16 protein-coding genes are annotated in these 9,618 nt (G+C 65.0%); 7 read left to right on the top strand and 9 right to left on the bottom strand.

Annotated elements, in window-relative coordinates; genetic code table 11:
* Nucleotides 1-343: 343 nt before the first annotated feature.
* The 3 genes from C167_RS0113215 to C167_RS0113205 form a co-directional block, all read right to left on the bottom strand.
* On the bottom strand, nt 344-595 hold the full coding sequence (locus C167_RS0113215; RefSeq protein ID WP_017518762.1) for a hypothetical protein: 252 nt from the start codon (nt 593-595) through the stop codon (nt 344-346).
* Nucleotides 596-674: 79 nt separating this feature from the next.
* The gene (locus C167_RS33290; protein WP_157791838.1) at nt 675-1,055 is read right to left on the bottom strand and encodes a hypothetical protein; all 381 of its coding nucleotides are present in this window, start codon (nt 1,053-1,055) and stop codon (nt 675-677) included.
* A gap of 136 nt (nt 1,056-1,191) precedes the next feature.
* Complete coding sequence (locus C167_RS0113205) at nt 1,192-1,362, bottom strand: general stress protein (protein WP_017518760.1); 171 nt, start codon at nt 1,360-1,362, stop codon at nt 1,192-1,194.
* Nucleotides 1,363-1,666: 304 nt separating this feature from the next.
* On the opposite strand from C167_RS0113205, the gene C167_RS0113200 reads away from it, so the two are divergent.
* The 3 genes from C167_RS0113200 to C167_RS0113190 all read left to right on the top strand — a co-directional run bounded on the left by C167_RS0113200 (nt 1,667) and on the right by C167_RS0113190 (nt 2,642).
* A complete protein-coding gene (locus C167_RS0113200; protein WP_017518759.1) occupies nt 1,667-2,047 on the top strand; it encodes a DUF3509 domain-containing protein in 381 nt (126 codons plus the stop codon).
* A 53-nt stretch (nt 2,048-2,100) separates the two neighbouring features.
* A complete protein-coding gene (locus tag C167_RS0113195; RefSeq protein WP_017518758.1) occupies nt 2,101-2,283 on the top strand; it encodes a DUF3606 domain-containing protein in 183 nt (60 codons plus the stop codon).
* 185 nt (nt 2,284-2,468) lie between these two features.
* Nucleotides 2,469-2,642, top strand: coding sequence for a general stress protein (locus C167_RS0113190; RefSeq protein ID WP_017518757.1), 174 nt, complete (start codon nt 2,469-2,471; stop codon nt 2,640-2,642).
* 191 nt (nt 2,643-2,833) lie between these two features.
* On the opposite strand, the gene C167_RS0113185 is transcribed toward C167_RS0113190, so the two are convergent.
* The 4 genes from C167_RS0113185 to C167_RS0113170 form a co-directional block, all read right to left on the bottom strand.
* Entirely contained in the window at nt 2,834-3,049 is a 216-nt protein-coding gene (locus C167_RS0113185) for a hypothetical protein (RefSeq protein ID WP_017518756.1), read from the bottom strand.
* Between the two features lie 60 nt (nt 3,050-3,109).
* Nucleotides 3,110-3,580 (bottom strand): hemerythrin domain-containing protein, encoded by a 471-nt coding sequence (locus C167_RS0113180; RefSeq protein ID WP_017518755.1) that lies wholly within the window; start codon nt 3,578-3,580, stop codon nt 3,110-3,112.
* 76 nt (nt 3,581-3,656) lie between these two features.
* Nucleotides 3,657-4,175 (bottom strand): CinA family protein, encoded by a 519-nt coding sequence (locus C167_RS0113175; protein ID WP_017518754.1) that lies wholly within the window; start codon nt 4,173-4,175, stop codon nt 3,657-3,659.
* A 2-nt stretch (nt 4,176-4,177) separates the two neighbouring features.
* On the bottom strand, nt 4,178-4,570 hold the full coding sequence (locus C167_RS0113170) for a response regulator (protein WP_017518753.1): 393 nt from the start codon (nt 4,568-4,570) through the stop codon (nt 4,178-4,180).
* Nucleotides 4,571-4,808: 238 nt separating this feature from the next.
* On the opposite strand from C167_RS0113170, the gene C167_RS0113165 reads away from it, so the two are divergent.
* The 4 genes from C167_RS0113165 to C167_RS0113150 all read left to right on the top strand — a co-directional run bounded on the left by C167_RS0113165 (nt 4,809) and on the right by C167_RS0113150 (nt 6,977).
* Entirely contained in the window at nt 4,809-5,324 is a 516-nt protein-coding gene (locus C167_RS0113165; protein ID WP_017518752.1) for a hypothetical protein, read from the top strand.
* Between the two features lie 18 nt (nt 5,325-5,342).
* Nucleotides 5,343-5,789 carry a DUF421 domain-containing protein gene (locus tag C167_RS0113160; protein WP_017518751.1) on the top strand — a complete coding sequence of 149 codons (447 nt, stop codon included), beginning with the start codon at nt 5,343-5,345 and terminating at the stop codon, nt 5,787-5,789.
* Nucleotides 5,790-6,174: 385 nt separating this feature from the next.
* A complete protein-coding gene (locus tag C167_RS0113155; protein ID WP_017518750.1) occupies nt 6,175-6,684 on the top strand; it encodes a ferritin-like domain-containing protein in 510 nt (169 codons plus the stop codon).
* Nucleotides 6,681-6,977, top strand: a complete 297-nt coding sequence (locus C167_RS0113150; protein ID WP_017518749.1) for a DUF2061 domain-containing protein — start codon at nt 6,681-6,683, stop codon at nt 6,975-6,977. Before C167_RS0113155 ends, C167_RS0113150 begins: the two co-directional genes overlap by 4 nt.
* Nucleotides 6,978-7,049: 72 nt before the next feature.
* Here the strand turns inward: C167_RS0113150 and cydB are convergent, their stop codons facing one another.
* Nucleotides 7,050-8,057 (bottom strand): cytochrome d ubiquinol oxidase subunit II, encoded by a 1,008-nt coding sequence (gene cydB, locus C167_RS0113145; protein ID WP_017518748.1) that lies wholly within the window; start codon nt 8,055-8,057, stop codon nt 7,050-7,052.
* Between the two features lie 33 nt (nt 8,058-8,090).
* On the bottom strand, nt 8,091-9,500 hold the full coding sequence (locus tag C167_RS0113140) for a cytochrome ubiquinol oxidase subunit I (RefSeq protein WP_017518747.1): 1,410 nt from the start codon (nt 9,498-9,500) through the stop codon (nt 8,091-8,093).
* Between the last annotated feature and the right edge of the window lie 118 nt (nt 9,501-9,618).

Genomic DNA, 9,618 nt, shown 5'->3' with positions numbered 1-9,618 from the left:
TCTACTCCGAGAGAGCTGGAGATTATCGACGGTGAATTCACGCAGTTCCACAACCCTGTCAAGAAAAATGCCCGTCCAAATCATGGCCTTATGCCTCGCGCCAGGACCGGGGCGGTGACCATGTGACCCTCCAGGCGGCCCTTGATCAGGCGGCCCTTGATCCAACAATCTTACCGCCGGGCCGGCCCTGCCCCTGCGCAATGTTCCGAACGGCGCGAGACGCGCCGGCTCGCGCAGCCCGCGGCCGACGGGCAGTTTGTGGCAGGCTGCCGGGGGCAGGTGCGCAGGGTGCCAGACGGGCCGTCGATGCCGCGGCTGCAGCTTTTTCGCGCCGCGCCAGGCATCAAACGCGGGGTTTGCGGTGCAGGCCGGCGCGTACCAGGGCGAACTCGTCCTGCAGGGTCTGGCTGATTTCCTGGATGCGCTGCTCGTTCGCCAGCCGCTCCGGGGTGAGCCCCTGGATGGTGAAGTGCGCGTCCGAGGTCACCCGGCTGTCGAACTGCAGCGTGATCGAGCCCCGTGAGCCGGGACTCGCATGGCATTCGTAGCTGGGAATGAAGTCTTCGAATAGCCCGGCAATCTGCTTCATGTTCATCGGTGTCTTCCTCTGTTCGGGTCCATCACGCCATCACTGGCTTTGCGGGCTGGATGTGCGGGCGACCTGCCGGTCATGGTCAGGGACGCGGACTCTCCGTGGCGCCGGGGTCGCTCCCTGGGTCGGTCGGGCCGCCTTCATGGGAGTGTTCGGGGGAATCGTCGGGTTGTCCTCGATTGTTGCGGTCGCCGTCTTCGCTGCGAACCGTCCTGCCGTCTTCGGTACGCACGGTCCCGTGCTTGTCGCGGTAGGTATCGAGCGTCTGCTGGTTGGCGGTGCCGGAGGATTGCCCGCGGGGCATTTCCCGGGTCGGCTCGTTGGCCTTGGGTTGCGGGGATTCGGCCAGGGCAACGTTGCTGGCGAGCAGCCCCAGGCCGCCGATAATGCCCAGCAGCTGTATCGCCGCGGCCAGTCGTCCGGGGCGCGAGACCCTCGCGCGGATCAGGAAATTCTGGCTCATCTGGCTCATATGCGTCATCTCGCGTCGTGGTCGGTTGCGGTGAGAGATGACCCGGCCGGCAATGGCCGGGTCTTTCGCCTGCGCATCCCCCGCGGAAAACCCGCGGGAGAGCGTGGAGCACTCGGCTCAACTGGCGTTAGCTGCGGCCGCCGCCATGGCTGTGCTGGCCGCCTTTCTTGCCGGCCTCGGAGGCCTTCTCGCGGTCATTGGCGAAGTTGCCTCCGCTGTTCTGGCCGCCTTTCTTGCCTGCTTCGCTGGCTTTCTCACGGTCGTTTGCAAAGTTTCCGGGGTTCTTGTTGCTAGTCATTTTTCAGTACCTCTTGGGCAGTGAATGATGAATGCAAGGTCGAGAAATCGATGCCTTACACCGGGTCTGAAAAAATGCCCTCCTCGTCGTTCAACTTGTTTGCCCCGATTCGATGAACGGAATAGCCGCAAACCCGCGGGCTAGCCGCTTCGCTTAGCAATAGGCCAGTAGCAGATTGCACGGCATTTCTGCCGTCTCGCGTGCAAATTCCGAGGTAGCTCAACGACAGATCAAGCACTTACGGTGTTTTTCGGCTGGCCCGCCAGTTGCTCCGTTACTGGAGCCAACAAGGAGGAACCCGCCCATGTCATTCGATTTCGAGACCACCCAGGAACTCATCTGCCAGGCGCTGCCGGAGTACTGCATCAGTTTTTCCCGTCGCCCGGACAAGGCGCTGCTGTGTTCCTTCCGCAGTCATGCCGGCGAGCATCTGTTCGATCGCGTCATCACCGGCCAGGACCTTCAGCACCGGCAATTGCTCGACGACCTGATCGGGCGCATCAAGCGCGATCTGATCCTGGGCGATGGCCCGCTGCCCGACGAGCATGTCCCGGTCTTTACCAAGCGCATTCCGCTGCCCACCTTCCAGCCCGGCCATGGCAAGCACCGTCAACGCAAGATCGTGGTTGCCGGCGAGCGCCTGCGCCAACTGGCGAGCGCAGGGTCGCGCCTGCACGCCTGCTGAACCTTTCCCCGGCCTGATCGCGGGCCGCTGCCGGCGGCCCTGTAGGAATGCCCATGGACAACCCCGAAATACGCCACCCCGCCGATGCCTCGCGGATCAACCTCAACGAGGCGTACGAACGACGCTACTGGGCCGAGGCCTTTGGCGTCAGCGAGCAGCGCTTGCGCGAAGCGGTGCAGACGGTTGGCGTGTCGGCCGAGGCCGTGCGGCAGTTCCTCCTGCGCCACCGCGATTGACCGGAACGCTTGCCCATTCGTGGCCCCTCCATGCCTGACCACGCTGCCGCGGCTCGTGGCGCAGGGGCCACACCCGTGCTTCCGTCGCTGCGCGGCGCCATCCGGTCCTGGGGTCGGCTGGTTCGCGCAGCGGCGGAACCCAAGAGCCACCCTAGCTCGCTTTCACACCCCACAGGAGAACCACCATGGCTGAACACAGAGGCGGAAAAGGCAACTTCGCGGCGGATCCCAAGCGCGCCTCCGAAGCTGGAAAAAAGGGCGGCCAGAACAGCGGCGGCAACTTCAAGAATGACCCGCAACGTGCATCGGAGGCCGGCCGCAAGGGCGGACAGCGCAGCCACAGTGCTACCCAGGATTGACCGCGGCGGCCATGCCGCGTCGCTTCAAGGATGAAGGCTCAAGGAAAAGCGGCACGCCTGCCTGGGCGTGCCGCTTTTTCGTATCGGGGAAACCAGGGGTTATCGGTCCGCAAACAGAGGAGCGGACGCTGAGCGCTCAGCGAGCAAGCTCGCGCCGCCGGAGAACCGCGCATGGAGCGTGGCCCCCGTACTCAAGGCTGCCGGTAATGTCCCGGCGTGGTGTCGCGTTCCTGGCTGCGTTCGTTGCGGCTCAGCTGGATGTCAGTGATGTGACTGGGGTCGATAGGGCTGTGCAGCGAAAGCACGTAGCGGCGGGCATCTTCCAGGGTCAGCTGGTCCTGGTGGAGCACGGTGCTCATCGGCTGGTTGTCGAGGATGTAGCTGATCACATAGGCAGGCGTGGTCATGGCGCTGGCACTCCGGGCGGGCCGTTGCCCCCGCGCCTTGCGGGGGGAACGGGGTTCGGCTCAAGCGGCGCGCTGCTCCCAGCTCGCCTTGATGTCTTTCTTGAGCTGCTGCATGGCAGTGGCCAGACGGTCCAGGGTCGCGTGGTCGAGCAGCTCCTCGGCGCGCGGGAACATCTCGCCCTCCTCCTCCTCGATGTGGTGCTCCAGCAGCTCCTTGAGCACCTTCACCCGGCCGGCGAACTCCACGCTGTCCGGCTGGGTTTTCTTCAGGTCCGGGAGTACCAGCGAATCCACCGTCCGGTGTTCCTCCTTGGCTTCGAAATACATCTTGGCGTCCTCCTTCTCGCCCGCCTGCTTGAGCGCCGGGTAGAAGATCTCCTCCTCGATGGCGGTGTGCTGGGTCAGTTCCAGCTCGATCCTGCGCAGCAGTTCGGTACGCTTCTTCACCGCGCGCTCGGTGCTTTCGCTCAGCTCGGTGAGCAGTTTCTTGACGACTTCATGGTCATGCTTGAGCAGTTCGATGGCGTTCATCTTGGGTCTCCTCTCAGGGCTTTCCAGGCTTGTGGTGGTTCAGTCGCGTTGCCGTGGTTATTCACCGCCGGGCGCCTCAGCGTCTTTCGCCGAGCAACGCCCTGCGGTGGAATTCGGGTATCAGTTCCAGGGCGTGGCGGATGGTCTGCCGACGCATCCATTCGGGGTCGCCGGTAAAGCGCATGCGCCGGGTGAACAGCGCCACGCCGTCGGGCATGCGGAAACCCCAGCCCAGGCACACCGTGCCCGGCGCAATGCCGTCCTTGCCCTCCTCGCCCAAGAGGCCGGTGACCGACAGCACGGCGTTGACCTCCTCGTAGCGCAGCGCGGCCTCCGCCATGGCGCCGGCGACTTCGACGCTGGTCAGGTTGAAATCCTCCAGCCACATGGCTTCAACCCCCAGCAGCTCGCGCTTGGCGCTGGGTGAATAGACCACCAGGCCGCCTTCCATCACCTCGGCGCTGCCAGGCACGGCGGATAGCACGGCGGCGATGTGGCCGCCGGTGCAGGACTCGGCGGTCAGCAGGCGCAGGCGCCGGCTGCGCAGGTAGTCCACCACCCGCTGGCCGGCTTCACGCAGATCGGCTTCGAACATGTTCAGCACTCCTGCCAGGGCGTGATGGCCGGGCGGCACAGGGCGCCTTCGATGGCCCGCTCCAGTTCGTCCAGGCGTATGGGTTTGAGCAGGACCGGGTACGGCGCGTCGTCGGCACCGACCCGCGATTCGGAGGACGACAATCCCAGCACGCGCATCCGTGGCCGCCTTGGCAGGCAGGCTTCGACCAGAGCCAGCGCGGTGCAGGGTTCGGCCAGTTGTTCGTCGAGCAGGAACAGGTCGATCACCGCACCGGAGTTCAGGTGCTCCAACGCCGCTTGCAGGGACGAGGCGCCCAGCACGGCATGCCCTTGATCGAGCAGGTACTGCTCGATGCGCCAGAGTTCGTCGGCCATTTCTTCCAGAATCAGGATCGATGCTTCTCGCAGGCTCATCGCCGCCTCCTTGGTGTTCAGGAGGCTGCAGCAACTTTCAGGCCCAACCGGAAAAAACGCCCGCAGACCCGGCCAGCGCGCCTCTCGGCCAGCGCCGGGGCGCCGCGGCAGTGGCAGAACGCCCGAACGCCGGCAAAAGCCGATGCAATTCGCCCGAACGAAGCGGCAGGGAAAATCGTCGGCACCAAAGCGCGCCGGTGCCGGTCGCAAGCAGTAACGGCAATGCGAGAGCCAGGCCATGGGTGAGCAGCAGAAGAACAACACGGATTTCAGCCAGCGGGAGTATCCGGTGCCCGAGCGCATGGAAAACCAGCGCCGCGCCTGGAGGCTGGAGCGCATTTCGCTGGTCGTGCTGATCGGCATCGTGCTGCTGGCGCTGACCGGGGTGTTTTCCAGCGGCCCGTTGAGCAGCGCGCGAGCAGCCAGTGCCAACGGGCGCCTGGAGGTGGAGTACGAGCGATTCGAGCGCCTGGGCTCGAGCAGTCGATTGCACATCACCCTGCGCGGCGACGCGAACCAGCCGGCGCGGCTGCGCCTGGGGGGCGACCTGCTTGCCGCCCATGACCTGCAGAGCATGCAACCTCCGTTGCCGGCGCGCAGCTGGCAAGGCGGCATGGAACTGCAAGGGCAACTCGATGAGCGCGGCGAACTGCATCTCTACCTGGCACTGCTGGCCACCCGCGCCGGACTGCTCTCCCACCGCCTCGAATATGCCGGCGAGCAACTGCCGTTGCGCCAGTTCGTCTACCCCTGAGCCACCGGAGGAAACGTCATGGATTCGGTCCTGCGCGCCGTCACCCTCTACCTGTTCCTGGTCATCCTGTTCCGCCTGGTGGGCAAGCGCGCCCTGGCGGACGTCAGCACCTTCGACCTGCTCCTGCTGATGATCATCAGCGAGGCCACCCAGCAGGCAATGCTCGGCGAGGATTTTTCCACTACCAACGCGCTGCTGGTGATCATCACCCTGGTAGTGATGGACGTGCTGTTCTCGCTGCTCAAACTGCGCCACCCGTTCATCGACCGGATGATCGAGGGCACGCCCACCTTGATCGTGGAGTACGGCCGGCCGCTGAAGGAGCGCCTGCTGGAAGCGCGCCTGCGCGAGGAGGACGTGCTGCTGGAGGCGCGGCAGTCACAGGGGCTGGAACGCATGGAGCAGATCCGTTTCGCCATCCTGGAGAAGAACGGCAAGATCTCGATCATTCCCGAGCCGGACTGATCGCCGCGCGCCACGGCGAGGCGGTCGCGTCGGCTTCCGCTAAACGAGATGCAGCATGGTGCGGCGCAGCGGCCGCGAAACGTCGAACTGGCGTTGCGCTGTGCCGGACTGGTCCTGACGGCCAGGCATCTGGCGCGGATGCGGGTGCTGCCACCCTGACCGTATATGGGTGTCGCTTGTTGTGCACGTCAGCGTCCGTCGCCAGGCGAAACGGCACCTTTTCCGAGGCCCGAAAGGTGGAGAAACCCTTTGGCCGATAATTCACAACGTCTCGCAAATGCACGCTGCGCTTGCCGTTTCGCTGTCTTACCGCCCGGCGAAGAAAACTGAACAGCGAGGCTTGGGGTGGTTCACAGGGACACAACCCAACCGAGGAGACCTCGCCATGACAAGCAAAAAAGACAACCTGCTGGACTGGCTGCGCGACGCCCACGCCATGGAACAACAGGCCGAGAAAATGCTCGAGGCCCAGGCCGGCCGGCTGGAGAACTATCCGCAGCTCAAGACCCGCATCCAGCAGCACCTGGAGGAGACCCGCGGCCAGCAGCGTCTGCTCGAGGGTTGTCTGGAACGCCTGGGCAGCAGTCCGTCCACGCTCAAGGACATCGGCGGCAAGCTCATGGCTTTCGGCCAGGCGATGGGCGGCATGACCGTGAGCGACGAAGTGGTCAAGGGCGCCATGAGTGGCTACGTCTTCGAGAACATGGAGATCGCGGCCTACACCGTGTTGATTACCGCCGCCCAGGAAGTCGGCGACAGCGCCACGGAAGCGGCACTGAAGGAAATCCTGCCGCAGGAAGTGGCGATGGCCGACTGGCTGCGCGAGCACCTGCCGGAAATCACCCGTGCCTTCCTGGCGCGCGACCACGCTGATGCGGACGAGGCCAAGCGATGAATTCACGCCTGTTCACGGCGTGTTGCAGTTCATCCGATAAGCCGGCGCCGTTGCTCAAGACCTGCACCTTCGCCGTGCTGCACTTCTCCATTGCCTTTTGCGTGGCCTACCTGCTGACCGGCTCGATCCTCACCGGAGGGCTCATCGCCCTGGTGGAGCCGGCCTGCAATACCGTTGCGTTCTATTTCCACGAGCGCATCTGGAGCCGGTTCGGCGTTTCGCCGAACCGGGAGGTCGGGCTGGGGCACGGCAACCTGCTGTCGGGGAATGAAGAGCAGGACCGCGCCGATTAGTTTCGCGGGCCTGCGCTTCCAGCCCCCAGGGCGCATGAGGCGCCAGCGTCATGCGCCCTGGCGGCAGGAAGCTCAGTGATAGCCACTCTCCACGGTCGTCTTGCCGCGGAACACGTAGTAGCTCCACGCCGTGTACCCCAGGATGAACGGGATGATGAACAGCGCGCCGACCAGCATGAAGCCCTGGCTCTGGGGTGGCGCGGCGGCGTCCCGGATAGTCACCGAAGGCGGCACGATGTGCGGCCAGATGCTGATGCCCAATCCGGCGTAACCGAGGAAGATCAGCGCCAGGGTCAGGACGAAGGGCCTGGCATTATCGTCACGGGCCACCGAGCGCAGCAGCATCCAGAAACACAGCAGCACCAGCAACGGCACCGGCGACAGCAGGAAGACGTTCGGCAGGCTGAACCAGCGGCTGGCGATCGCCGGATGGGTCAGGGGCGTCCACAGGCTGACGATGCCGATCACCGCCAGCAGCACCAGAGCCAGCGGCCGCGCCAGTTCATGCATGCGCGCCTGCAACCTGCCCTCGGTCTTGAGGATCAGCCAGGTGCAGCCCAGCAGGCTGTAGGCGACCACCAGGCCCAGCCCGCAGAAGACCGGGAATGGCGCCAGCCATTCGAAGGCGCTGCCGGCAAAGCGCCCGTCGCGCACCTCGAGCCCGTCGATGAAGGTGCCCAGCACCATGCCCTGGCAGAAGGTCGCCAGCAACGAGCCGACGATGAAGGACTTGTCCCAGAGGTGGCGTTTTTCCTCCCTCGCCTTGAAGCGGAATTCGAAGGCCACGCCGCGGAAGATCAACCCCACCAGCATCAGGACCAGCGGCAGGTACAGCGCCGGCAACACCACCGAATAAGCCAGCGGAAAGGCGCCGAACAATCCCGCGCCGCCGAGCACCAGCCAGGTTTCGTTGCCGTCCCACACCGGCGCCACGGTGTTCATCATCACATCGCGGTCGGCGCGGTCGGGGAAGAACGGATAGAGGATGCCGATGCCCAGGTCGAAGCCGTCCATGACCACGTACATCATCACGCTGAAGATAATGATCACCGCCCAGATCAGCGGAAGGTCAATGCCCATGGTTCAGCTCCTGTGCTGTTCGTGTGGAATGTCTTAGGAAGCGTCGCCGGGGTTGCCGGCGGCGGACAGCGGCCGCGCTGGCGTCCTCTGCTGCCCTGCCCCGCCAGCGCTGGGCGTCTGGCCCTCGGCGGCCTGCGGGCCCTTGCGCACCAGGCGCAACAGGTAGGCGAAGCCGACCCCGAACACGGCGAAGTACACGGCCACGAACATCGCCAAGGTGAAGCCCAGTTGGGCTGCGCCATGGGCCGATACGCCTTCGCTGGTGCGCATCAGCCCGTACACCACCCAGGGTTGTCGCCCCATCTCGGTGGTGACCCAGCCGGCCAGCAGCGCCACCAGGCCCGACGGCCCCATCCACAGCACCAGGTGCAGGAAGGGCCGGCTGTCGAACAGCCGGCCGCGCCAGCGCAGCCACAGGCTGCACAACCCAACGAAGATCATCAGCAAGCCCAGGCCGACCATCAGGCGGAAGGTCCAGAAGATCACCGTCGAGTTGGGCCGGTCCTCCCGCGGAAAGTCCTTCAGCGCCGGGATCGGCTCACGGGTGCTGTGCCGCAGGATGAGACTGCCGAGTACGGGCAGCTCGACCTTGAAGCGGGTTTCCTCGCGCTGCATGTCCGGCCAGCCGATCAGGATCAGCGGGCTCGGCCCGCCCTCAGTGTTGTCCCAGTGGCCTTCGATGGCCGCGATCTTCGCCGGCTGGTGCTCCAGGGTATTGAGGCCGTGGGCGTCCCCCACCAGGGCCTGCACCGGGGCCACCAGCAAAGCCATCCACATGGCCATGGAAAACATCTTGCGCATTGCCGGTGTGTTGCGTCCCCGCAGCAGGTGCCAGGCGCCCGAGGCCCCGACGAAGAAGGCCGTGGCGAGAAATGCGGCGATGCTCATGTGTACCAGGCGATACGGGAACGAGGGGTTGAAGATCACCGCCAGCCAGTCCGCCGGGACCACCCGGCCGTCGACTATCTCGTGGCCTTGGGGCGTGTGCATCCAGCTGTTGGAGGCGAGAATCCAGAAGGTCGAGACCAGCGTGCCGACGGCGACCATGATCGTGGCGAAGAAGTGCAATCCCGGCCCGACCTTGTGCCAGCCGAAGAGCATCACGCCGAGGAAACCCGCTTCGAGGAAGAACGCGGTGAGCACTTCGTAGGTCAGCAGCGGCCCGGTGATGCTCCCGGCGAAGGCCGAGAACCCGCTCCAGTTGGTGCCGAACTGGTAGGCCATGACCAGGCCGGACACTACGCCCATGCCGAAGTTGACGGCGAATATCTTCGACCAGAAGTGATAGAGGTCGCGGTAGACCTCTTCCTTGGTGCGCAGCCAGAGGCCTTCGAGCACGGCGAGATAGCTCGCCAGGCCAATGGTGATGGCCGGAAAAAGAATATGAAAGGACACGGTGAAGGCGAACTGCAGCCGCGCCAGGTCCAATGATTCCAGGTTCATCGCGAAGCCTCTCGGGTTGCGGGAGCCGCCTGCCGGCCGCGCTCGCGCAGCGGCCAGGTCGCCAGGGCGTATTCGGCTGGGAGCAAGGCTATGTGCATTGGTTCAGGACAATTGACGA

Origin of the sequence: Pseudomonas nitroreducens TX1 (genome assembly GCF_000313755.1) — a bacterium.
Taxonomy (GTDB): Bacteria; Pseudomonadota; Gammaproteobacteria; order Pseudomonadales; family Pseudomonadaceae; genus Pseudomonas; species Pseudomonas nitroreducens_A.
The sequence above is the reverse complement of the archived record's forward strand: the minus strand, read 5'-3'. Positions and strand labels throughout refer to the sequence as shown.